16 protein-coding genes are annotated in these 23,273 nt (G+C 41.0%); 10 read left to right on the forward strand and 6 right to left on the reverse strand.

Annotation, left to right across the window (positions count from 1 at the left end; translation table 11 throughout):
- Positions 1-5: 5 nt before the first annotated feature.
- The gene (locus tag AY601_RS24490) at positions 6-833 is read left to right on the forward strand and encodes a glutaminyl-peptide cyclotransferase (protein WP_068406502.1); all 828 of its coding nucleotides are present in this window, start codon (positions 6-8) and stop codon (positions 831-833) included.
- Positions 834-1,001: 168 nt separating this feature from the next.
- Here the strand turns inward: AY601_RS24490 and AY601_RS24495 are convergent, their stop codons facing one another.
- Genes AY601_RS24495 through AY601_RS24510 form a run of 4 tightly spaced genes read right to left on the reverse strand, consistent with a single transcriptional unit; the run spans position 1,002 to position 6,809 of the window.
- Complete coding sequence (locus AY601_RS24495; protein ID WP_068406509.1) at positions 1,002-1,697, reverse strand: ABC transporter ATP-binding protein; 696 nt, start codon at positions 1,695-1,697, stop codon at positions 1,002-1,004.
- Positions 1,698-1,709: 12 nt separating this feature from the next.
- Positions 1,710-3,896, reverse strand: coding sequence for a TonB-dependent siderophore receptor (locus tag AY601_RS24500; protein WP_068406516.1), 2,187 nt, complete (start codon positions 3,894-3,896; stop codon positions 1,710-1,712).
- A gap of 28 nt (positions 3,897-3,924) precedes the next feature.
- Positions 3,925-5,379: a DUF3526 domain-containing protein gene (locus AY601_RS24505; protein ID WP_068406518.1), complete on the reverse strand. Its 1,455-nt coding sequence runs from the start codon at positions 5,377-5,379 to the stop codon at positions 3,925-3,927.
- 2 nt (positions 5,380-5,381) lie between these two features.
- Positions 5,382-6,809, reverse strand: a complete 1,428-nt coding sequence (locus AY601_RS24510) for an ABC transporter permease subunit (protein WP_068406524.1) — start codon at positions 6,807-6,809, stop codon at positions 5,382-5,384.
- 79 nt (positions 6,810-6,888) lie between these two features.
- Here AY601_RS24510 and AY601_RS24515 point away from each other — a divergent pair, with 79 nt between their 5' ends.
- From AY601_RS24515 to AY601_RS24530, 4 genes are read left to right on the forward strand one after another with little or no spacing between them, the layout of a single operon-like run.
- On the forward strand, positions 6,889-9,093 hold the full coding sequence (locus AY601_RS24515; protein ID WP_068406527.1) for a peptidase domain-containing ABC transporter: 2,205 nt from the start codon (positions 6,889-6,891) through the stop codon (positions 9,091-9,093).
- Positions 9,094-9,109: 16 nt separating this feature from the next.
- Entirely contained in the window at positions 9,110-11,836 is a 2,727-nt protein-coding gene (locus tag AY601_RS24520) for a lantibiotic dehydratase (protein ID WP_084359456.1), read from the forward strand.
- Positions 11,833-12,759 (forward strand): thiopeptide-type bacteriocin biosynthesis protein, encoded by a 927-nt coding sequence (locus tag AY601_RS24525; protein ID WP_068406532.1) that lies wholly within the window; start codon positions 11,833-11,835, stop codon positions 12,757-12,759. The genes AY601_RS24520 and AY601_RS24525 overlap by 4 nt, the downstream gene beginning before the upstream one ends.
- An 11-nt stretch (positions 12,760-12,770) precedes the next feature.
- A complete protein-coding gene (locus AY601_RS24530; protein WP_068406535.1) occupies positions 12,771-14,723 on the forward strand; it encodes a lanthionine synthetase LanC family protein in 1,953 nt (650 codons plus the stop codon).
- A gap of 56 nt (positions 14,724-14,779) precedes the next feature.
- On the opposite strand, the gene AY601_RS24535 is transcribed toward AY601_RS24530, so the two are convergent.
- Together AY601_RS24535 and AY601_RS24540 are read right to left on the reverse strand one after the other, a co-directional pair.
- Positions 14,780-14,971 (reverse strand): pinensin family lanthipeptide, encoded by a 192-nt coding sequence (locus tag AY601_RS24535; protein ID WP_041882676.1) that lies wholly within the window; start codon positions 14,969-14,971, stop codon positions 14,780-14,782.
- Between the two features lie 497 nt (positions 14,972-15,468).
- Positions 15,469-16,701 (reverse strand): PepSY-associated TM helix domain-containing protein, encoded by a 1,233-nt coding sequence (locus AY601_RS24540; protein WP_068406540.1) that lies wholly within the window; start codon positions 16,699-16,701, stop codon positions 15,469-15,471.
- A 346-nt stretch (positions 16,702-17,047) separates the two neighbouring features.
- Between AY601_RS24540 and AY601_RS24545 the strand changes: the two genes are divergently transcribed.
- The 5 genes from AY601_RS24545 to AY601_RS24565 are packed head-to-tail and all read left to right on the forward strand — an operon-like array spanning position 17,048 to position 23,012.
- On the forward strand, positions 17,048-18,175 hold the full coding sequence (locus AY601_RS24545; RefSeq protein WP_068406543.1) for a porin: 1,128 nt from the start codon (positions 17,048-17,050) through the stop codon (positions 18,173-18,175).
- A gap of 14 nt (positions 18,176-18,189) precedes the next feature.
- The gene (locus AY601_RS24550) at positions 18,190-19,659 is read left to right on the forward strand and encodes an anion permease (RefSeq protein WP_068406546.1); all 1,470 of its coding nucleotides are present in this window, start codon (positions 18,190-18,192) and stop codon (positions 19,657-19,659) included.
- 10 nt (positions 19,660-19,669) lie between these two features.
- A complete protein-coding gene (locus AY601_RS24555; protein WP_068406549.1) occupies positions 19,670-20,353 on the forward strand; it encodes a succinate dehydrogenase cytochrome b subunit in 684 nt (227 codons plus the stop codon).
- On the forward strand, positions 20,344-22,260 hold the full coding sequence (locus AY601_RS24560) for a fumarate reductase/succinate dehydrogenase flavoprotein subunit (RefSeq protein ID WP_068406551.1): 1,917 nt from the start codon (positions 20,344-20,346) through the stop codon (positions 22,258-22,260). Before AY601_RS24555 ends, AY601_RS24560 begins: the two co-directional genes overlap by 10 nt.
- A gap of 5 nt (positions 22,261-22,265) precedes the next feature.
- Positions 22,266-23,012 (forward strand): succinate dehydrogenase/fumarate reductase iron-sulfur subunit, encoded by a 747-nt coding sequence (locus tag AY601_RS24565; protein ID WP_068406553.1) that lies wholly within the window; start codon positions 22,266-22,268, stop codon positions 23,010-23,012.
- The last annotated feature ends 261 nt before the right edge of the window (positions 23,013-23,273 follow it).

The raw sequence follows: 23,273 nt of genomic DNA on the forward strand, positions 1-23,273 counted from the left end.
ATTTCATGTATAACAAATATAAAGTGCTGGCATTCGGGCTGGCTATTACCCTTGCTTCCTGTCAAAATAATAACAAAGAAACAAAAGCAGTTGCTACCGCTGCAGATGCTACCTCAACCCAGGTTCCCAAAAATCTGACTTATAAAGTTGCTGGTACATTACCACATGATACTGCTGCTTATACTGAAGGATTTGAACTTCATGGCGGGAAAATTTACGAGGGGACCGGAACCTATGAGAATTCATATGTTGCTGTTTCAGATACCAGCTCTGGTCAGTTGGAGAAAAAGTTTCCACTGAAAGACAAAAGCATTTATGGGGAAGGGATTTCTATATTGGGCAATCAGCTTTTTCAGCTCACTTATCAAAATCATATCGCTTATGTCTATGACCTGAAAGATCTGACCAAACCAACAGGGACTTTCAAGTGGCCTCAGGAAGGTTGGGGAATGACTAATGATGGTAAAAACCTTTACGTGAGCGTAGGAAGCTCTATTATCTATAAACTTGACCCAAAAAGCTTTGCTGTTGTCGGGCAAATACAAGTCACTGATAACTTAGGAACAGTAGATCAGCTGAATGAACTGGAATATGTAGATGGATTTCTTTACATCAATCAATGGCAAACTACAAAAATATTAAAGGTAGATGTGTCCAGCGGAAAGGTGGTTGGAACTATTGATTGCTTCGGGCTGTTGTCAAATTATGCGCCTGATTATACGCCTAAATCTGAAGACAGTGTACTGAATGGCATTGCCTGGGACAAAACACATCAATTATTGTATGTAACAGGTAAAAACTGGCCGCTGATTTTCAAGCTGAGGTTAGACTAACAATCAGCAATACCTTAATTCAAACAACGGTAGACCTGGCGATGCGCGGAAGAGCCATCAGTTTTTATGCGATGGCTTTTTTCGGAATCCGGCCGTTTTTTATGGATTGATGAAGCTAAAAAAATAAAAGCCGGGCAGGAGGTTTTATCCTCCCGCCCGGCTTCCTTTTTATATCGTTTCCAGGTATAACTTTTGCAAATCATTCGCAGAAATATCCTTTGCATTCAACGTGTGAATGAGCGATCCCTGGCGCATAATTCCAATCCTTGTCCCTACATTTACCGCATTAAAAATATCATGGGTGGCCATAAACACAGTTCTTCCATCCTTGGAAAGCTGTTTGACAATTTCACTGAATTCATGGGTTGCTTTTGGATCAAGCCCGCTGGTTGGCTCATCCATTAAGATCACTTCTGCATTTTTAGCAACAGCAATGGCGATCCCTACTTTCTGGCGCATCCCCTTACTGTAATTTCCAACCCGTTTATGGAAAGCTTCCGGCTGTAAACCTGCTTGTAATAAATACTTTTCCAGTTCTTCTTTTTTATAGTTGAATCCGGCTATCCGGCTAAAAAAATCAAGATTCTCTAAACTGGTCAGGTTTGCATACAGCATGACAATCTCCGGGATATAGGCCAGAAATTTTTTAGTCTCAGGCTGGTCTGGGCTCACCAAAACCCCATTAACCAGTGCCTTTCCGGATGAAGCTCCTGTAAAACCTAAGAATAAATTAATCGTTGTGGTTTTACCTGCACCGTTCTGGCCTAATAAACAAAACACTTCTCCAGGTTCAACGTTCAGATTTAAGCCATTAAGTGCTACCTGATCCCCATATTTTTTAGTCAGTTCTATTGCTTGTAACATGCTGTTTATAATTTAAAACTTGATTCCTATAGAAACTTTTACATTAAACGGATCACCATCGATATAGTAGAAATTACGGCCGTCATAAGGATAACCCGTAATCAAATCACCAGATGACATGTAACGTTTACCAGTCAGGTTATCTGCGATTAAGCGAAAGAAATATTTATCCTGCACATAACTCAGTCCTGCATCATATTTAGTAAAATCAGGGATATACTGATTTTTCTCTGAAGTACTGCGTTTGATCATCGTGGTCTGCCCTAAACTCAGGTTCAGACTTGCTTTGTTTCTCAATGGAAAACTGTACTGTACCCAGGTATTAAAGATCTGCTGCGGGGTTTGCGGAAGTTCTTTGCCCAGTAATTCCGGATCCTCATCTTTAGTGATGGTTGATTTCACATAGGTGTAGTTCGTGGAAATAGAAAGCTGATCAGTGATGTTTCCAATCACATCAACCTCAATTCCGTTACTTGTGACCTGGCCTGCAGGTTTTACAAACCCGGCATTGATCAGATCTGTTACCGGAACGTTTGATTTTAAAGTATGAAACCCATTTAAAGTTGTGTATAAGCGGGAGTTGAACCAGTTTCTTTTAATGCCCAGTTCCATATCCTTACCTTTTTGAGGGTCGATGGCTTCTGTTCCGGTTATTTCTTTTGTTGTGGGATCAACAATCGCACGCTGATAGCTTTGAGGGACAAAAGACTGGTCATACAAGAAGAAGATTGACGTAGCTGGATTAACCAGGTAAGTTAACGCAGCACGTGGGGAAAGTGCTTTTTGATCATAATTATTGGTTTTAACGACACCTCTGGCATTCGTTGTTTCTTTGTCGTTCTTATACCAGGTATATCTTGCACCAAGCGTTAATAGAAGCTTTTTCTGCAATTGAATATTGTCATAAATAAAAGCTGATTTTATAAAAGTATTGTTGTTTGTCCTGTTAATCCTGGTAATCTGATTGACTGTCTCTGCTCTTGCCGTATTTATTGTCCCGGATTTGTTGTAGTCTGATTCTATCTTTCCGTTATTCAGGGATAAAGAATCCCTGCTGTTGGTATAATCAGCCCCAATTAACAATTGATGTTGAATACCTCCGGTTTTAAGCTGACCGTTTGCAAATAGTTGAGTAGAGAAGGTTTTGCCTGCACCCATCGATAAGCTGGCTCTGCGTTTCGTATTTCCATTGGCATCAAAATTCACCATACTCCCTTTGGAAGTCATATTCCAGTTTTTATAAGGTGATGATAAATAAGAAGATTGTGAAGTAACCTGCCAGTTATCATTGAATTTATGGACCGCATAGATTCTTGCAGTCTCATTTTGTGTATAACTTGTGGGTAAACTACGCTCTGAGCTATAGTTGGTGCTGATCGGGCCTTTTAAAATGTCTTGTTCGCTGCGGACTTTGACAATTGCAGAACCATTTTGAACTTCGCCTCTGATAAAATCATACTCTGCCAGCACATAAGTATTTGGACTGAAATTATACTGTATAACCGGGGCGACCACATATTTATTGGTTTTGAGATCATTCAGGTAAGAATCTTTATGCTGATAAGCCGTATTAAAGCGGTAAGAGAATCCTTTTTTCTGAACCTCAGAACCAATATCTGCGGCTATACGGTACAGGTTGAAACTTCCTGCTGTTTGTACGATATTTAACATTTTATGCCCCGGAGTTTTGGTCAGGATATTAATGGACCCGCCCGGTTCACCCACAGAATTCAGGAAGCCGGCAGGGCCCTTAACAAATTCTACATTCTCTATCAGCGCATCATCGTCAATAGAAGCGCCATAACTAAAACGGCGTGACATTCCATTCAGTGTAGTATACGCTGCGAAACCGCGGATTTGTGCGACAGCAGAATTATCAAATGGGGTACTGTTGTAGCCGAAATAAACACCGCTGGCATTACGCGCCGCATCTTTGAGTTCCAGTGCACCTTGTTGTTGCAATAAACCTGTCGATATGCTGATGATGTTCTGAGGGATCTGAATTAACGGCTGTTGAAGCTTTAAGCTATTGGAAAGCGTATCGGTTTTAATCCTGACCTTTTTTTTACTGGTTACGTTAATCTGTTCGAGTTTATTGAGCTGACCCGTGGTATCGGTTAACTTTTTTGGTTGTTGAGCATATAGCAAGTTTGGCAGAACGCTCAAACTAAAGATAAATAAGTAAAAGATTTTTTTCATTTGGTGTGGCAATTAGTGGAGTTGTTAATTAGTATGTTGACTTGTTTTTTCTTTTGAAGGCAATCTGATTGGCAATCTGGCGGGCAATCAGTAAGGTCAGTAAGATGGCCAGCCAGATAGATAAGGTATTGACCAGAATACGAGAGGTTCTGGTTTGATCTTTTGCAGGATGAAACGCAGGCAGGTTCTGGACTTCGATCAGGCTGAGTTTCTTGTTAGACAACAGATAACCGTTGATGAGTTTTACCCACTGGTTTTGAAATAGGCTGGTTTGATTTTGATAATACAGATAGTCACTGAGTCCGGTTTGTGCAGTTGCATTCAGTAGCGCCTGCATTTGAGCTACTGGATTAAGCCAGGCCATTTGACTTAGCCAGGCATTATGCTTTGCAGCGGCAGTAGTATATTCCATCACATTTTTGTTCATCCGCCTGCCTAGCAGGTCATAATAAGCCACGAATCTTTTATTGCCATAGCGCGCAGTATCTCCGTCAGTTTTCAGACTAAGGTATTGCGGATTGTTTTGATAGAATTCCTTCAATAATTGCGGGATCGGCATTTCCCAGGTATGGGTCATCGTTTGCCGCTGATTAGATACGAGTTCAGTACGCAGCGGCATCGGATATTTAAGTCCTGCAAATTTGTTGGTGATCGCTGGTAAGATCAAGGTAAGCAGCAACCAGATGCCGATTAATATCAAAGCATTGAGCTGTGAAGATTTGCGAAGGATGATCATCAGCCAGCAGACTGCGAACCAAAATATCAGGTAAGTATTGGTCACCAGGATCCATAAAAGAACATCAGGCAGATGCAGGGCAGCAGCAGCTGGGTGGATAAAGAAACCAATGATGCTGAGCATATTGGTTAGCAGGCTGATTAATAGCAGCCGGAAAAGGATTTTATGCCTTAGAATCCGGTTGATTGCGCCACTTTGAACAGCGAGCAGACGGTCAGTTTGCTGCTCGGCTTCTCTGGAAAAAAGATCGTAACTCAGGATGATGATCAAGAGTGGAAACAAATAGATCAGCACAAAAGAAAAATCGAAATTACCCGACGCCAGTTTCTCCGGATTAGCGATTTCTGCATTGGGTGGCGTTAAAATATCACGTTTACTGCTAATGATATCAAAATATGGAAGTAAATCACGCTGACCAATAGCCAGCGCAGCCAATGCTTGTGGCGGATTAGTTGCAATAGGTGGAGCTTTGAATTCCACGACCTTTGGCAAACCTGCCTGCTGGGCCAGAATTTTTCCTTGTGCAGTAGTGGTATCTGTATGAAACCTGCTGATTAGTTCCTGGAGATTCGCTTGCTGATTGTTAGTCAGCGTATCCAGCCCGGTTAATTGCTTTTGTACAAAACTCTGGCCGTTGTACAGGCTGTATACGCTCATCAACAGGAAAAATAGCAGTAACAATAGTTGAACGGGCTGACGTAAGAATTGCCGCCACTCGAAACGGAAAATTAAAAGGAATAACTGCATATTTATTGCAATGAAGGTTTGGTAATGAAGTATAAAGCCATGGAAAGCAGCGCTATCCATGCGCAAAGTGAACCTAATGCCAATCGTTGTAAATACAAGGTTTCCAGCAAGGTTGGCGCCTGATAACTGAAATCTTTGAGTTGCAGAAAAAACCGGGGGCTTGCCTGGTAACTTTCATTCGGTTTTACAGGATGGCTGGCCAATTGAAGATTCAATTTGCGGATCAGGTTATTGCGGTATTCTTTTGCCTGCAGGAAGAAGCTTTGGTGGTGGTAGAAATCGGTACCAGACATCGCCATAGAAAGGCGCTTTAAACTCATAAAGGGATCTGCCAGCCCTGCATAATTCAGAGAAGACTGCTGCTGATTGAACGTGTTTGCCAGCGCTGTATAATAATGATCGAATACCTTGTTCTGGTAATCTTCATTGTATTGCAGCATTAAACCGTCAGCATTAACCGGAAGCTGCGCTGCGCTGTCTGCCCCGTATTTTTTTAATAAAGCTGCATAGTGTTTCTCTGCCCTTTCGTGATAAGGTGCATCTCCGTTAATCCCCTTTAAAAATCCTTGTTTAACGTTATTATTGAAAGCTGCGCGGGAGATTAAAGGATATTGATCCGCTGCATGACCAGCTGCTATTTTCGGAAAGAGGATACTGCTGAATAGCCATACTGTTAAAACAGTAAGTGTTGCCGTTCTTGAAGTCCCGCTAAGTGCAGATACGATGACTCCGGTTAAGGTGACCAGCAAATAAAAAAGCAGGTAACCACAAAGCAGTATTAAGAACCGGCCCAATAAAGCAATGCCAGAAGGGGAGCAAAGGACCACAAAAAACAGGACTACAAAAATTGGCATGACCAGGAAAACCACCAATAAATAATTTGACCAAACCTTTCCCCAAGCCAATTGTGAAGGCTTTATCCCTTGGGCCATCAGCATTTTAAAAGTGCCGGATTCTTTTTCATAAGTCAGTGCAGAAGAACTGATAAAGAGCAGCAGCAAGGGAATCAGCATTTGCATAATCAAAGCGAGGGTGAACTGGCCGAACCGCATCAAGGCGTCATTACGTTCGGCATTGCTATAATCTACCTCATGCTGTACATGGGCTTCTACACGATAAGTAGTTCCGGAATAATCATTAAGTCCTGGATCAAAGGCACTTAAAAGATTTAAAGGTTTAAAAAGATAGGTGCCGAAATGTGCGGCCTCATGTGGATTGTTATGTTGGGCTTCCCACTGCTGACGGAATTTTTTGTTGGATAGTTCCCGGCTTTGCTGATCGTTTTGATACTGCAAAACAGTTAACAGCCCGCTTGCAATGAACAAAGTATAAATAATGATAGCCAATGTGCTCATTATTTTATCGCGGAAAGCTAACCTGAGTTCTTTCCAGATTAGAGTACGTAAAGGAGTGTATTGGAGTGGAGACATTTATTAATTATTAATTGCATCAAAGTTGCATTATATTTATAATATTTGCAACAGTGTTGTATTTAAGAATCGTTTAGCTATGTTTCAACTTTTCTCTTCTGGCAGGAAATTTCCGTTTTATAAACAACCAGATGCAATGGATTGCGGACCGGTTTGTCTTAAAATAATCTCGGCATATTACGGGAAAACTTTTCCAATTGCTTATTTCAGAAAGCTTTGCAGTATAGGTAAGCAGGGGACTACGATGACGAGTATGCTGGAAGCAGCAGGTTTACTGGGCTTCAAAACACTCGCAGCAGAAATCCCTTATGAACAATTGTTGAATAGGGTCCGGTTACCTTGTATTCTTCATTGGGAAAAGGAACATTATGTGGTTTTATACCGCATGACCAGCAAATATGCCTACCTGGCTGATCCCGCACTTAGTGGAAAAGTTAAGGTGCGAAAGGAAGATTTTATCCGCTCCTGGCAAATTAAAGAAGGCAGCACTATTGGCAGGGCTTTATTGCTGGAAACTACGCCGGCTTTCCAGGAAAAACAAAGTATTGCTGATCATTCGGCTTCCTTATGGTCTTTAATGCCTTACCTCAAATTACACCGTAAAAGTTTAATCCCTGTTGGTATCAGCCTTTTGCTGGCCTGCGGTTTCTCTCTGATTATTCCATTTTTAACCCAGCTGATTGTGGATAAAGGGATCCAGGGGAAAAATACAAATTTGCTTTTTCTGATCTGTATCGGACAGTTGATGTTGTTTTCCGGAAGGATGCTGATGGACTTTCTCCGTGCAAGGTTGCTTTTCAGGTTAGGCGCCAGGACCAGTATCGTTTTATTGAAAGAGTTTCTGGCCAAGCTGATGCAATTGCCTTTTTCATTTTTTGATAACCGGCAAGCAGGTGATAATATGCAACGCGTAAATGATAACCAGCGGGTCGAGGAATTTCTGACGAATTCCCTGATTAGTTTTATTCTTTCGGCAATTACGCTGGTCGTATTGGGCGGGGTACTGTGTTATTACAATTGGCAAATCTTTTTAATCTTCCTGATTGGTGCAGTAATCAGTGTGACCTGGTCTAATTCTTTCCAGCAAAAAAGAAAGGTCATTGACCAGAAGAAATTTAAAGTCCTTTCTGCTAATCAGCAGCTTTTACTGGAGATTTTTTATGCGATGCAGGAAATTAAACTTACAGGCAGTGAACAGGAAAAGCAGGAGTTATGGGAAGGCTTGCAAGATCAGTCTTATGGGCTTAAACTGGAAGCGCTGCAACTGGATCAGTTGATGCAGGGGATTGGTTACTTCATTAATGAAGTCAAAAATGTGTTGATTACTTATGCGGCAGCGATGCTGGTGATCAATGATCAGGTTACCCTGGGCGGGATGCTGGCCATTACTTATATCTGTGGTCAACTTAACACGCCTATTACACAGCTCGTTGAGTTTGCGCGGGTCTCTCAGAATACAAAGTTTAGTTTACAGCGGATGGCAGAAGTGCATCAGGAAGCGGAAGAAGATTTTGAAGTCGGCTACCGGGATATGACCAGCGCTCCTGAAAATATCGAACTGAAACAGGTGAGTTTTCAATATGGAAACAGCCATGCACCATTCGTCTTAAAAAATCTGGATCTGTTGATTCCTGCGGGTAAAGTTACGGCTATCGTAGGGATGAGCGGAAGCGGCAAGACTACTTTAATTAAACTGTTATTGAAGTTTTACCAGGTGAGCAAAGGCTCGGTTACGATTGGTAATCTTTCCGTGGATCAGGTACATGCTAAACAGTGGAGAGCCGCTTGCGGCGTAGTGATGCAGGATGGTTATGTTTTCATGGACACTATCGCGAATAATATTTTTGCTGGCTCAGTGGTCAAGGATAAAGAACGTCTTTATGAAGTTTCCAAACTGGCCAATATGCATGATTTCTTTATGGCCATGCCATTTGGCTATGATACGGTAGTTGGCAAAGATGGATATGGCTTGAGTGAGGGACAAAAACAAAGGCTCTTAATTGCCAGGCTGATCTATAGAAATCCGGCCTATATATTCCTGGATGAAGCAACGAATTCGCTGGATGCACATAATGAGTTGTCCATCGTCAACAACCTGAATAATTTCTTTACCGGGAAAACAGTGCTGATTGTTGCGCATCGGTTGAGTACCGTAAAAAATGCGGATCAGATCGTTGTATTGCATCAGGGGGAGCTGGTGGAAAAAGGAACACATCAGGAGTTGATTGCCAGGAAAGGGAATTATTACCAACTCATCAAAAATCAACTGGAGCTAAGTAAATAACCTAAACAACTAACACATGAGCATTGAGATATTTCCACACTCTTTAGTAAGATATGCAGGGATGAATTATCAGGTTTTTGATTCGTTTAAACTCAAAGGATCGAAGGGGATACTGCAAAAAGATCACCAGATGAAAGCGGCAAAAACAAAGCTTAAAGCATTGATTTGTGATGGACTATTTGAGCTGATTACGCTTCAGACCGATGATTTGCTCCGGCAGCAGCTGATTAATCTTAAGAGGCAGGTTTTTAATGATAAAAAAGTAAATCCGCAAAAACTGGAGGAGTTGCTGGGCCTGTTTCCAGCAGACCTGACGTTGGACTTTCATAACTACCTACAGGTAAGCCAGAATATGGAAACTTTCCATCAGACCAATACTTTGAATTATCAGCAACTGCTGATGGAGCAAAGTAAGAAACTTCAGGAACTGGCTATGGATCCGCATTTGCAAAACGGACTGCTTTTGTCAAGTCCGGTTTTACTGGAGCAATTACCCGGCTATTTGCAAAAAGAACCAGCTTCCTTCCGGCAAAAGGAATTGCGAATAGAGTTCAGTTTGCTGCGTTACTTAACCAGGATGTGTTTTAAGACTTCGCCATTCAGCACTTTTACCTATACCGGGATCATGCAGTTAGCGGATAACGGGGCTGTAATCCCTTCGCCCATGGCTAAAGCTGTTAAAAATAGTCTCCGGCTTAACAATGCATTATTTGAATACCTGAAATCTATCCTGATCCATCATCCGGGGGTGAATGAATTGCTGACTGTAAAACTTAATAAAACGGCTACTATCAAGGCCGGTAAAATCCAATTCCTGGTTAATTTTAATAATATTGAATCTTTTCAGCTATTACCGGCTTCGGGTTTACAATTACTTGTTTTCAATTATTTTAATTCGGCTCAGGAATCAATAAATATTAAAGAATTGGCAAATTATATGGCTTATGCTGTGGAGGAAGCCAATTATACGTCAATTAAAAACTATCTTCTTAAACTGGTTGCTGCGGGTTTACTGGAAGTTGGCATGGAAACTTCTGGAATTGATCCGCAATGGAGTCTAAAATTATTGAATTTCTTTACCAAATTGGAGAGTAGCGAACCGGCTGTTCTTCAAATCATTTATCTGTTTAAGCAGTTACAGCAATATCAACTGGCTTATGCGAAGGGAGATACTGCAAAACGAAAATTGATCCTGGCTTATGCAGAAAAAACTGTAGCAGCTGTTTTTCAGAAATTACAGGCCGAGGCAGGTTTGCCGTTAAGCAGGGATACGACAAAAGAAGTAGATGACCAGTCAAAAAAACAAGCTGTCAACGGGGTTTTTGAAACTCAGAATTTTATACCACATCATTTCTCTGGCAGACAACTATTTTATGAAGATTGTTATACGCCTGAACTGGAAATTCTGGAAGATGGCTGTCTTCAGGATTTTGCGGCAAAGGCCGATCAGCTTTTAAATCACTTGCTTCCGCTTGATTTACTAAAAACTGAGCGCGAAAAAATGAGCAGTTTCTTTCTGGAACATTATCCTGCTCAGGCACAGGTTAAGGTAATTGATTTTTACCAGGCTTATTATTTTTATGTTAAAAAACCTGAAAAGGAGAAATCGGCAAAGCTAGGGCCGGCTATACCTGATCCCAGTGAATGGGAGAAAACGATCAGTGAAAAACTAGCCTTGATTACCCAGCATAAACCAAATATCCTGAACCTGGGAAATGATTTTTTTCCTGAAGCCTTATCAACAGAAGCTCCTGTTGCAGCAGTTCAGTATTCAAGGGGGCTTTTCGTTCAATTTTATAAAGGGAAATTACAGCAGGAAGCGGAACATAAGGAATGTTTTTTTGGAGTGATCAATACTGTGCTGCCGGGAATGGGGAAGGTAAGTGGCCGCTTTTTGCCCTTATTTACACCCGATATGACTACAGATTTTGTCAAATATAATACACAGCTTCATCCTGAAGTGCTCAAAGTAGAGCTCAATGATGCTTCAAGTTTTAATGCGAATATTCATCCTTCTTTACTTACTCGCGAACTTGCTTTGCCCGGTGGAAATAAAAGTTATCCGGAAAAACAACAGCTTCCCGTAGATGGGTTAACAGTAAGTTTTGAACAGCAGACAAGTGCTTTAAAGCTAAACTATCAGCAGGAGCAGGTTTTTACCTATGATTTATGTCTGGAATCTTTTTATAACCGTTCCAACCTGTACCAGCTTCTGGCTCATTTTAACCAGGACACCAAGCTTTCTTTACAGCCATTTATTAACCTGGTGGACGCCTGTTATCTGGATGTTGAGGAGCAAGAACAGGAAATTGAGTCTCTGCCAAGAATTACCTACGAAAATTCAGTTATTCTCAGGAGAAGGACCTGGCGTATAAAAACAGCGTCGATACCTGTGCAGCAGGCAGGAGAAAATGCTTATGCTTATTTTATCAGGATCAATACCTGGAGGGCTCAGCACGGAATCCCTGTAACCTTCTTTTTATTTCTGAGAAAAAGATCTTTTGTCATTAAACCAGCTGCTCAGCCAAATGGCAAAAAGGAAGGACTTAGTGATGATTATAAACCTCAGTTTATATCTTTTGAACAGCCTTTATTAGTTGAAATGTTTAAGCGTTTACTGGCCAGGGCAGGGACTCATGTGATCGTGGAAGAAATGCTGCCTTTGACTAATGCGGCTACAGACCAAGCAGGTTACGTTGAGCCAGTTAAAGAATATTTGTTGCAATGGTATAAATATGAATGATGGAAAGGAAAGATAAAGCTGTTCAGTATCAATGGTTTGCCGCTTACCTGTTTTATCCCGGAGATCTGGATTTGATGTTGCGGGAATTAGTCGCGCCATTTATCCGGGAATTCTTCCCTGATGAGCAGACGGATGCGCAATACTTCTTTATTCGTTACTGGGAAAATGGAAGTCATATCAGGCTCAGGATCAATGTTGAGTATGCTTTACACCAGGTTTTAGCTAAAGCATTGGAACAAAAAACAAATGATTTTTTTAGTCAGTACCCGGCTGTCAGGAAATTAAAAGATTCTTTGAATCAGCCTGTTTCTCAGCCTTTAGCTGCTGACCACGCGATACAGTTTTCTGTTTATGAGCCCGAAATCATACGTTATGGAAATCAGCAAAGTTTGAGCTGGGCCGAACAGCATTTTTTTAAGTCTTCAATTTTTATTCTGGACTGGATCTGTACCAAAAAACCGGGAACTTCTGCTTTAATACAAGCTTTGCGGTTACACCTGATTTTATTGCTGGCCACTGGTTGGGAAATTCCCAGGCTGATTGCAGTTTGTGATTTTTTTATTGATGGATGGCTGCCTCGTTTGTATATTTCGGGAGCGGATATCGAAGCTCAGAAAATATTTTGGGTAAAAGAATTTGAGACTTCGTTTGACCGGACAAAAGCGGTTATTTTACCGGCTTCAAAAGTCTTTTGGGAAGAACTGACTACTGGGACGGCAAATCAAAAAGTACAAGATTTGCTAAAGACAAATATCATGATCCTGCAAAATTATCAGCAGGCAGATTTTAAGGAAACCAAATTCATTGAAATCATGACGAGTCTGATGCATATGAATAACAATCGCCTGGGGATAAGTAATCATGAAGAAGCCTATGGAATGTATTGTACACGCCAATGCCTTGATTTTATAGCCAATTCTTAATTCAAAAATATATGCCTCTGTTTACCCAACTGCAAACTCGAAGAATTCAAAAGCAATTAGCACAGCTCAAAAGTGATTTACTGGCTTCCTCCAGAAGAGATGAAACTGGTGTATATTGGCAGAGTCCTTTTTATGAGACTATTGACAAGTTCTCTTTTCAAACGACATTTGATATTTTTAACGGAAATAGTGGTATTGCTTTATTCTATATCGGTCTTTTTGAACTTTCTGGTGAGCCGAAAGATTTAAAAATGGCAGAAGATATTATGCATAAAGTGCTGAAGGAGGAAGCTGTATTAAAGCCACGTTCTTTTGGTTTTTATACGGGCATAACGGGGGTGATTTATGTTTGTATTAAATTATATGCGCATACTAATGAGGAGAAATATCTGCGGCGTGCCTCGTATTTATTGCTGGATAATCAGGAAAATATTGTCAATAATACGGCTAAAGCTGACTTGTTAAGCGGTTATTGTGGAAGTTTATTCGTAATCACTTTACTTTATCATCATTTAAGGACTAAAAAACTGCTGGCAATTGTTCATCAGTTAATTGATCGGGTGATCAACGAGGCAAGGATTTCCGAAGCAGGGCTGAAATGGGATTATAACCAATCGAAGTCTTCTTTTGATAGTTTGGCTGGATTCTCTCATGGGGCATCAGGGATTGCTTGTGTTTTAATGCAGGTAGGCAATTATTTTAAGCATGATGGCTTGATTTATCTTGCTGAACAAGTACTGGCTTATGAAATGCAATATTTTGATCCTGTTACTGGAAATTGGCTGGACCTGAGATTGGGTAAATTCAGGCTGAATTTGCCGGATGCACACCGCTGGGAGCTGAATGTGTTTATACCGGAAATGAATAAGGTAAATTCCTGGGCACATGGTGCTGGTGGAATTGGGCTTGCCAGATTAATGGCTTATGAACTAACGGGGAAGGAAATTTATTTGCAGCAGTGTCAGTTGGTGATGAAAAGATGTTTAAAGGATCTTGAAAAGATGCACCGTACCGATTTTACGCTCTGCAGTGGGTATATGGGAATGCTGCCTTTTTTATCCAGGTTTGCCGGCCTGTTGCAGAAGAATTATGCCGAATCAATTTTATCAGTAGTTGATCAGGCTGGTGTTCAGTATGCGCGCAAACGGAGCTACAATACTTATATTTCTGCTAATCAGTTTGATTATGGTTTGCTATCTGGCAAATCTGGGGTTGGTTATATCTTAATACAATTGCTGAATAAAGAAATGGACAGCGTGGTTTACCCCGTTTTGCCTCCGAATAAAAAACTGCCGCCAGTTATAACCAGTTATAGTCAGTTTGCGGTCAAACAGCGGATTTTCTCTACCTATTATGCTAAAACAATTTATCTTCTGGAACAGTTTGAGCCTGGCTCTATGCTTAAAATGCAAGCTGAAGATTTTAATGGGTTTGAGGAATGGCTTTATCAAAGAATAAGAAGTTTACCAGCACTTGAAGAGTCAGGAATTACGGCATTATTTGATTTTGAACATCAGCTGGCCATCAGGTGGAAGTTACATAAAGGTTATTTATGCTATAAAAAGAAGAATGAATTTATACAGGATCAGGCGAAGCAATTGTCTTTAGTAACTGCTGAAGAATTGTGCAACTTATCTTTCAAATTAAATGACCATGTCGGTTTTTATCCGCTGAGTACTAAACTTAAAAATGTGATGGGATTACCGGAAACTTATCAGGCCGCATTATTTATGTCTGATGAACATGGGGTGAAAGCTATCTACATAGGTCAGTTGAGTTCGTTGATTCTGAGTGGTCTTGCTGAACAGGCTGTGACCGGACAAGAACTGATCAGCTTAATTTTAGAAAACTTTTCGGGGAATGCGAAGCTGAAGCCGGAAACTACCGTATTGCGGGAGAGGATTTTATTACAAATGAGATCATTGATCATTAGTGGAATGATCGGCTTAAAAGAAGAAGTATAAAAGAGGACCGGAAGCCGGCCCTCTTTTTTGAACTCTTTGTACTAAATTAACTTAAACTAGCAAATAACTGTAGTACACTTAATGGCAGGTGTATGGTGGTCATCTGTTGGCTCAGTATGGGTTGGTTCTGATACATTACCCAAACCGCCTGATAAACGCATGGCAACTTCACTGTCAATACTTGTTACAAAACTTTCTAATTGAAGATCTTCAAGATTTAACTTGATTTTTTCTGATTGATTTTTCATAAGATTATAATTTGTTTTAATGTTCATGAAACATCCTGGACGAGCCACAATGGTTCATCAAAATTCATGAAGTATAATGCCACTGTGATAACGGGTTTTTGGCTTATCCCCGGTTGCAACAATGCTAATATAGTTATTTGCAACATAGTTGCAAAGTATATTTGAAGGAAAATTAAAATAAATATTCAGTTCATTGAAGGCTCGTAATAACCGGGATGAAGGCAATGATAAATGGATGATTCCAGCCTCTTTTTACTCTAAAATATAATAGCGGGTTTGCAGAGGTTCTGGCTAGGTACCGTAGGGGTTGTGGTACACATTGAACTAGTATTGAAGTAGGGTTGAAGTAGGATTGAAGTAGCCTGGGCTACTTCAAGGGTAGTCGAATACTAGTTCAATGCTAGTTCAACCTACAACACAACCCCTACAGTACCTAGCCAAAACCCCTATAAAAAAAGAGCAGTAATCCGGTGTAATCCCAGAATGATTTAGTGAAGTTAAATGACAGGTTCCTGCATAGCTGCAGTACGCACTTTTTTAAGCTCCCATGGAGAAATTTTCTTCTTCAGGACCATTTTTTCCTGAACCAATGGTTTCTTCCCTTTTTTCTTTTTGAATTTCTTACCGTACCATACTAAAAATCCGGTAATTGGCAGACTTGCAGAGATCAGGCTGGCTAAAAAGGCTATGATTTTGGTGGGAAGGCCCATCACCGAGCCCACGTGCAGGTCATAGTTCATTCTCCTGATTTTATCGGGAATACTCGCATCCTCGTATTTCCCCAGCAGCGGAGAGTTACCAGCAAATTGCTTCATCGTATACTGATCGAAAGCGTATCTGTCTGCTTTATAAAATGTACCTGCTTTTAAATAAACAATAAAGCCTATGGCATCAGAAGATTTTGCAGGAAGCGTAATAAACATACCTGCTGCCTGACTTGTCGTAGCCAGTTTACTGTAAATTTTATCAATATTTTTGGGCTGAAACACAGCATTTGTAGTTGTATCTGATAAAGGCCTTGGCTTTGCTTCTAAAGATTTTCCACCCGAAGTTACCCAGTATAAAGATTTGCTATACCATTTATAACTGTAGACAAGACCTGTTAATGAAATCAGCAGTAAGACCAGAAAGACATAAAACCCTGCAACTTTATGCAGATCATAGTTCACGCGTTTAAAGCTGCCACTCCATTTAATTTTAAAGCTTTGATCCTTGATTGATTTGATCCACTTTTTAGGCCACCACAAAACGATACCGGAAATTAGTAGGCACACAAAGATCAATACACCAACTCCGATTACCTTGGAACCTGTTTTTCCCATCCAGAGTGTACGGTGGCCGTTCAGAATAAACCGGAAGAAATCGACATTGCTCCTTTTGCTCTTGCGGTCAATGTGAATGATCTCGGCGGTGTAAGGATTCATATAAATAACCAGGCTTGTCCCTTTTTTACGGTTTAGAGAATTAACGGTAGCTGCTTCATTTTTCTGTCCGTAATTGATAGAAGTAGGTTTTAATTTGCCTAATTCTGGCTTTGCATGCGCGATTAGCTGGGTCGGTAACAGGAAAGATTTTTCCTGAGGTTGTACAAACTGCCATGGCTGATAGAGGCTTCTTATTTCTTTTTCAAAAACATAAATACATCCTGTAATACTTACAATAAATACAATCAGGCCTGAAGCAAGTCCCAGCCATAAATGTAACCATGCATTGATCTTTTTTAAAGTCATAACCGGAGCCTAATTGTAAATCGGGGGAAGGTCAAAGGCCTTCATACCATTTATTTAGAATGAATTAAGATAAAGAACGCAAAGTAAATGATATTAATTTAAGATTCCTAGAGATGTGTGTAATGATTCTAAATAAATAGGCGTAATACAAATTTGCTAATTCTACTCAGTTATTTATTTTAAACTATTTCACGTCTTATTTAACAATGACTATAAGAACTGAATTTTGTTGATGAGGATCATATTTTGTGATGATCACAGACATGCGCCAGCACACCATTTTCCCTGACCTTTATATAGGCTTAACAGATCACCACAGGTTTTTTTAGCTGATAATTAAAATGATATGAATAAATTCTTAATCCTAGTGGTACTCTCCTTAACTGGCGTTTTCCAAATCCGGGCGCAGGAGCCTGTGAAACAAGATTCCACAGCTAAAGGAAAGATTACCATGCGGGGGCTATTTCAGGCCCGGTATCTTTTCAGCGGCAATAAAAATATTGATTTAAATGGTCTGCATCATCTTGATGGTAAAGCGGTTTATAATGATTTTGATATTAAACGTGCAAGGTTGCAATTTACCTCGAAAATATCAGATCGTACGGATGTGGTGTTATTGCTGAACCTGGCAGATTTTAAAACTGACCCCAAGAATAAAGTATTGGAGAATGCTTATATCACCTATAGGCTGGATAATTTTATAAATCTGAAGATGGGGCAATTCAGACCTGCTTTCGGTCTGGAGGATATGTATCCTGTTGATGTGATTAAATCCATGGATTATTCTAATCAGTACACCGCTTTCGGGAATAATGGCTGGCAAAGTTTCCAGATTGGGGCCAGTATTTATGGGGCAACGCATGGAGAGATCCCTGTCAAATATGAACTTTCTGTAATCAACGGAAATAACAGGAATCAACTGATGGATAATGACAATGGAAAACACTTTTCTACCCGGGTAGAATTAGGCTTGCAAAAAAGTCTGAAGATTAAATTAGGATTGAATGGTGGCCTGGCAACCGTCTTAGGAAGCAACGTATATGCTGCTGGTGTAGATTTATCTGGTGTTGTTCCCCTGGGCAAAAAGTGGTCGTTGGAAATAGAAACAGAATTTAAGCAGGGAAATAACCATACCTTTTATTATGGACTGGATTCTGCTAAACGTGTTGGCGGAGTGGACAATTACCAGATGCATGGTCTGTATTTTCTACCCAATCTCAGGTATGCGATCAATTATCACCGTTTAAGTTCTCTGGAATTTTCTTGCCGGTACGAGAATTTTAACAACGATTTTAAACATGCTGCTAATAATCCAAGACAAACCTGGACTCCTATGGTCAGTGCAGAGTTTTTAAAGGCTTATAGTGCCCGTATCCAGTTTGGGGTTAATATCGACCGGTATAAAAGAAATATTCCCGGAACTATACAATATAATAATGAAATGTTTATTGTACAGGTCCAATCAAGACTATAAGTTAAAATACGATCATGAAATCTACAGCTACTACAGCGGCGGCGGCGCCTCCAAAAAAAGAAATTCAACCTATTCCATTGCTGATTACCGTGGTATTCGGACTCGCGATCTGGTTTATTCCGGCGCCAGAAGGTGTTAAACCTGAAGCCTGGCATTTACTGGCGATCTTTCTGGCTACTATTGTCGGGATCATCCTGAAAGCTGCCAGTATGGGCACGCTTTGTATGATGGCTATCGCGCTGGTTGCCATGACCGGTGTGCTTGCTCCGGGCAATCCGGGAAAATCAATTACACTCGCCTTAAGAAGTTTTGGGGATAAGGTAATCTGGCTGATCGGGATCAGTTTTTTTATCGCCCGTGGCTTTATCAAAACTGGTTTAGGAAGCAGGATCGCTTATATTTTTATCAAATTATTTGGTAAAAGTTCTTTGGGGCTGGCTTATAGTCTGGGCGCTGCCGATTTAATACTTGCTCCGGCTATTCCAAGTAATACAGCCAGAGGCGGAGGGATTATTTATCCGATTATGAAATCTATGGCCATGAGCCTGGGTTCTATGCCCGATAAAGCGGAAACGCACCGTAAAGTAGGGGCATACCTGACTTTGAACAGTTATTATATGAACCTGATTGCTTCGGCTATGTTCCTGACTGGAACTGCGAGTAACCCGATGTGTCAGAAATTTGCAGCAGATATGGGTATCCATATCAGCTGGATGTCGTGGTTCTGGGCGGCAATTGTTCCCGGACTGGCCTCCGTAATTATTATACCTTTTTTATTGTACAAGATTTTTCCTCCTGAGTTGAAAAAAACAACAGAAGCACCAGCAATGGCTATAGCAAAGTTGAAAGAGATGGGGGAAATTACAAAAAATGAATGGCTGATGCTGTTGGCATTCGTAATCTTACTGGTACTTTGGGTAACTGGAGATCTGTTTAAAATTGATGCGACAACAACTGCATTTATCGGGCTTTCTATTTTATTACTTACTCAGGTATTGACCTGGGAAGATGTCAAAGCTGAAAAAGGAGCCTGGGATACTATTGTCTGGTTTGCAACGCTGGTGATGATGGCCGGATCACTCAACGAACTTGGTTTCATTCCCTGGTTTGGACATTTAATACAAACTTTACTTTTAGGAATGTCCTGGACATTGGCTTTCCCAATTATTATCGTTGTTTATTTTCTGAGCCATTACCTGTTTGCCAGCGCAACTGCGCATGTAGCCGCAATGTATGCCGCTTTATTAGCCGTAGGCATCGCTATGGGCGTCCCTCCATTGTTACTGGCACTGATGCTAGGTTTTACAGGTTCCTTGTTTGGGACCATTACACATTATGCACATGGCCCTGCACCAGTATATTTTGGAAGTGGGTATGTGGATGTTAAACAGTGGTGGATTATGGGATTGATCGTCGGGATAGCATTATTGGCAATCTGGATGGGATTAGGTGGTTTATGGTGGAAAGTCACCGGAGTTTATTAAATAAAAAGACATGAAGTTAACCTTTCTTAAAAGCACTTTATCACGGAAAAACCTGATGGCCCTGACCGGACTGTTCCTGTGTTTTTTCCTGGTGATCCATTTACTGGGAAATTTACAGTTGCTGCTGCCAGCAGACCGGGCAGCAGAGCGTTTTAATCACTATTCTGATCTTTTATCAGGCAATATATTTATTAAAATGATTTCTTATGTACTGTATCTTTCACTGATTGCGCATGCAGTGGATGCATTAATCATCACCGTGAGAAATAAACAAACGGCAACAAAATATGCTTATGATAACCGGAAACAGGCCAGTAAATGGTATTCAAGAAATATGGGGATACTAGGTACAATACTCTTGATTTTCCTGGTCATCCATTTCAAAGATTTCTGGTATGTCTATAAATTCGGGACGGTACCCTTTGATCGAAATGGAAATAAGGATTTATATGTAGTAGTTGTCCATGCCTTTAAATCATGGTGGTATGTATTGCTTTATGTACTGTCGATGTTTGCCTTAGGCTTTCACCTTTTACATGGTTTTAAAAGTGCTGTCAGAACATTGGGCTTATACCATCCGGGATATGCCGCGCTCGTACAAACCTTTGGTACAGTGTACAGTTATGCAATTACTATCGGTTTTGCAGTGATACCGGTTTATGTTCACCTTACTCAATTCGGATTATGGAATTAGATGCTAAAATACCAGCTGGCCCGTTAGAGACTAAATGGAGTCAGTACAAAGCGCAGGCTAAACTGGTCAATCCTGCAAACCGGAAAAAATTACCTGTTATTGTGGTTGGAACCGGGCTTGCTGGCGCATCTGCTGCTGCTTCTTTAGCTGAACAGGGTTATCCGGTCACTTCTTTCTGTTTCCAGGATTCTGCCAGAAGAGCACATTCAGTAGCTGCTCAGGGCGGCGTGAATGCAGCCAAGAACTATCAGAATGATGGAGACTCTGTTTACAGGATGTTTTATGATACGCTGAAAGGCGGGGATTTCCGGGCACGTGAAGCTAATGTATACCGTTTAGCGGAATGTTCTTTAAATCTGATCGATCAGGCAGTAGCACAAGGTGTACCTTTTGCGAGGGAATATGGCGGATACCTGAGTAACCGTTCTTTTGGCGGAGTGCAGGTGAGCCGTACTTTTTATGCGCGGGGACAAACCGGACAGCAATTGCTGCTGGGTGCTTATCAGGCATTGATGCGGCAGGTTTCTCTTGGGAAAGTTAATTTATACAGCAGGCATGAAATGCTGGATCTGGTGGTCATAGAAGGGAAAGCTAAAGGAATTATTGCAAGAAATCTGGACACTGGATTAATAGAACGTTTTGCTGCCGAAGCTGTAGTGATAGCTACAGGCGGGTTTGGTAAGATTTATTATTTATCCACGCTGGCTATGGGCTGTAATGGCTCGGCCATTTGGCGGGCACATAAAAGAGGAGCGCTGATGGCTTGTCCAAGCTGGACACAAATTCACCCGACGAGTTTACCTCAATCGGGAGATTATCAGTCGAAATTAACGCTGATGTCAGAATCATTGCGGAATGACGGAAGAATCTGGGTTCCTCAATTACCAGATGAACAAAGGGCTGCAAATGATATTCCTGAACAGGAAAGAGATTATTATCTGGAAAGACGTTATCCTTCGTTTGGTAATCTGGCACCAAGAGACATTTCTTCCAGAGCAGCTAAAGAAAGAATTGATGCTGGTTTCGGGGTCGGCGCACAGCGGAATGCAGTGTATCTCGATTTTTCAAAAGCAATCAAAGAGCAGGGCAAGGAGAAGATCAAAGAGAAGTATGGAAACCTGTTTTCTATGTATAAAAAGATAACTGCCGATGATGCGTATGCTGCACCAATGAAGATTTCTCCTGCTGCACATTTTTCAATGGGTGGTTTATGGGTGGACTATGAACTGATGACTACTATTCCAGGTTTATTTGCCATTGGAGAGGCTAATTTTGCAGACCATGGTGCAAACAGGCTAGGGGCAAATTCTTTGTTGCAAGCCTGTGTAGATGGTTATTTCATCCTTCCATATACCCTGGCTAATTATTTATCAGGGGAGTTGAAGAAAGAAAAGATAACGACTGATCATCCTGAATTTGACCGGACTGAAAAAGAAGTTGTCACGCAGCTGACCGGACTTTGTGAGCTCAAAGGCACAAAAACAGCAGATTACTTCCATAAAAAATTAGGGAAATTATTATATGATAAATGTGGTTTGTCACGCTCTGCTGAAGGGTTGACAGCAGCTATTGAAGGGATTAAAATATTAAGAACAGCGTTTTATAAAGACCTGATTGTTCCTGGAACAGCTGGTGAAATTAACAGCGAACTGGAAAAAGCAGGCAGGGTGGCTGATTACCTGGAGATCGCAGAGCTGATGTGTCATGATGCATTAAGCAGAGAAGAATCATGCGGTGCACATTTCAGGGAAGAATATCAAACTGCGGATGGCGAAGCGTTAAGGGACGATGAAAATTATTGTTACGTGTCTGCATGGGAATGGAGGGGAAAAAATAGTCTTCCTGTATTACACCCTGAGCACTTAAAATTCGAATTTATTAAATTATCAGTAAGAAGTTATAGTTAGGAATCATGAAGATACATCTTAAAATATGGCGTCAGAAAGATGCAAAAGCTAAAGGGAAACTGGTAGATTATATGCTGGATCAGGTGGATCACCACATGTCTTTTCTGGAAATGATGGATACTTTAAATGAGCAGCTGATCCTTAAGGGAGAAATGCCAGTGGAGTTCGATCATGATTGCAGGGAGGGAATTTGCGGAACTTGCGGGATGATGATCAATGGGCAGGCTCATGGGCCGGTTCCGGGTTTAACAGCATGCCAGCTGCATATGCGGGAATTTGAAGATGGTGCTACAATTTATGTGGAACCTTTCAGGGCTACTGCTTTTCCTGTAAAGCGCGATCTTAAGGTTGACCGTTCAGCTTTTGACCGTATTATACAGGCGGGTGGATTTATTACGGCTAATACTGGACAGCCTGTGGAGGCCAATACTTTATTGATTACGCACGAAACTGCGGAATCTGCTTTTGATTCGGCTGCTTGTATTGGCTGTGGTGCTTGTGTGGCTACTTGTAAAAATTCAAGTGCTGCCCTTTTTACTTCTGCCAAGGTTTCTCATCTGGCCAAAATTCCGCAGGGAGAAAAAGAAGCGGCGAAAAGGGTACTGAAAATGGTTTCCCGTATGGATGAAGAGGGTTTTGGGCATTGCAGTAATACGGAAGCTTGTGAGGTGGAGTGTCCGCAGGGAATCTCTGTGCTGAATATCGCAAGGATGAACTGGGAGTATACGAAAGCGAATTTGCTGAAAGATTAAAATAAATTTTCAATTGCTGTAGCGTTTGCTGATTTGCTTACGTTTTACAGTCAATAGGTTAGATTCGAACTCCGGAATCGGGTAATGGTAGTTGCCTAAGGGATCTTCATCGGTGTGTTTTGTTGCTTGCCAATGTAGATAATAAAAGGAATTTGAACTTTTGGGTAGATGAAATTCCGTACACACACACACACACAAATGGATACAATAGCCCCTCTTTTTATGGAGGGGCTTTGTTTTTTTTGGGATATTTTATCAATG

It is taken from the genome of Pedobacter cryoconitis, assembly GCF_001590605.1.
GTDB lineage: Bacteria > Bacteroidota > Bacteroidia > Sphingobacteriales > Sphingobacteriaceae > Pedobacter > Pedobacter cryoconitis_A.

Excerpts from the sequence above, each read along its gene's own strand:
- AY601_RS24490 (WP_068406502.1), top strand. The coding sequence starts at position 6 with ATGTATAACAAATATAAAGTGCTGGCATTCGGGCTGGCTATTACCCTT.
- AY601_RS24495 (WP_068406509.1), bottom strand. The coding sequence starts at position 1,697 with ATGTTACAAGCAATAGAACTGACTAAAAAATATGGGGATCAGGTAGCA.
- AY601_RS24500 (WP_068406516.1), bottom strand. The coding sequence starts at position 3,896 with ATGAAAAAAATCTTTTACTTATTTATCTTTAGTTTGAGCGTTCTGCCA.
- AY601_RS24505 (WP_068406518.1), bottom strand. The coding sequence starts at position 5,379 with ATGCAGTTATTCCTTTTAATTTTCCGTTTCGAGTGGCGGCAATTCTTA.
- AY601_RS24510 (WP_068406524.1), bottom strand. The coding sequence starts at position 6,809 with ATGTCTCCACTCCAATACACTCCTTTACGTACTCTAATCTGGAAAGAA.
- AY601_RS24515 (WP_068406527.1), top strand. The coding sequence starts at position 6,889 with ATGTTTCAACTTTTCTCTTCTGGCAGGAAATTTCCGTTTTATAAACAA.
- AY601_RS24520 (WP_084359456.1), top strand. The coding sequence starts at position 9,110 with ATGAGCATTGAGATATTTCCACACTCTTTAGTAAGATATGCAGGGATG.
- AY601_RS24525 (WP_068406532.1), top strand. The coding sequence starts at position 11,833 with ATGATGGAAAGGAAAGATAAAGCTGTTCAGTATCAATGGTTTGCCGCT.
- AY601_RS24530 (WP_068406535.1), top strand. The coding sequence starts at position 12,771 with ATGCCTCTGTTTACCCAACTGCAAACTCGAAGAATTCAAAAGCAATTA.
- AY601_RS24535 (WP_041882676.1), bottom strand. The coding sequence starts at position 14,971 with ATGAAAAATCAATCAGAAAAAATCAAGTTAAATCTTGAAGATCTTCAA.
- AY601_RS24540 (WP_068406540.1), bottom strand. The coding sequence starts at position 16,701 with ATGACTTTAAAAAAGATCAATGCATGGTTACATTTATGGCTGGGACTT.
- AY601_RS24545 (WP_068406543.1), top strand. The coding sequence starts at position 17,048 with ATGAATAAATTCTTAATCCTAGTGGTACTCTCCTTAACTGGCGTTTTC.
- AY601_RS24550 (WP_068406546.1), top strand. The coding sequence starts at position 18,190 with ATGAAATCTACAGCTACTACAGCGGCGGCGGCGCCTCCAAAAAAAGAA.
- AY601_RS24555 (WP_068406549.1), top strand. The coding sequence starts at position 19,670 with ATGAAGTTAACCTTTCTTAAAAGCACTTTATCACGGAAAAACCTGATG.
- AY601_RS24560 (WP_068406551.1), top strand. The coding sequence starts at position 20,344 with ATGGAATTAGATGCTAAAATACCAGCTGGCCCGTTAGAGACTAAATGG.
- AY601_RS24565 (WP_068406553.1), top strand. The coding sequence starts at position 22,266 with ATGAAGATACATCTTAAAATATGGCGTCAGAAAGATGCAAAAGCTAAA.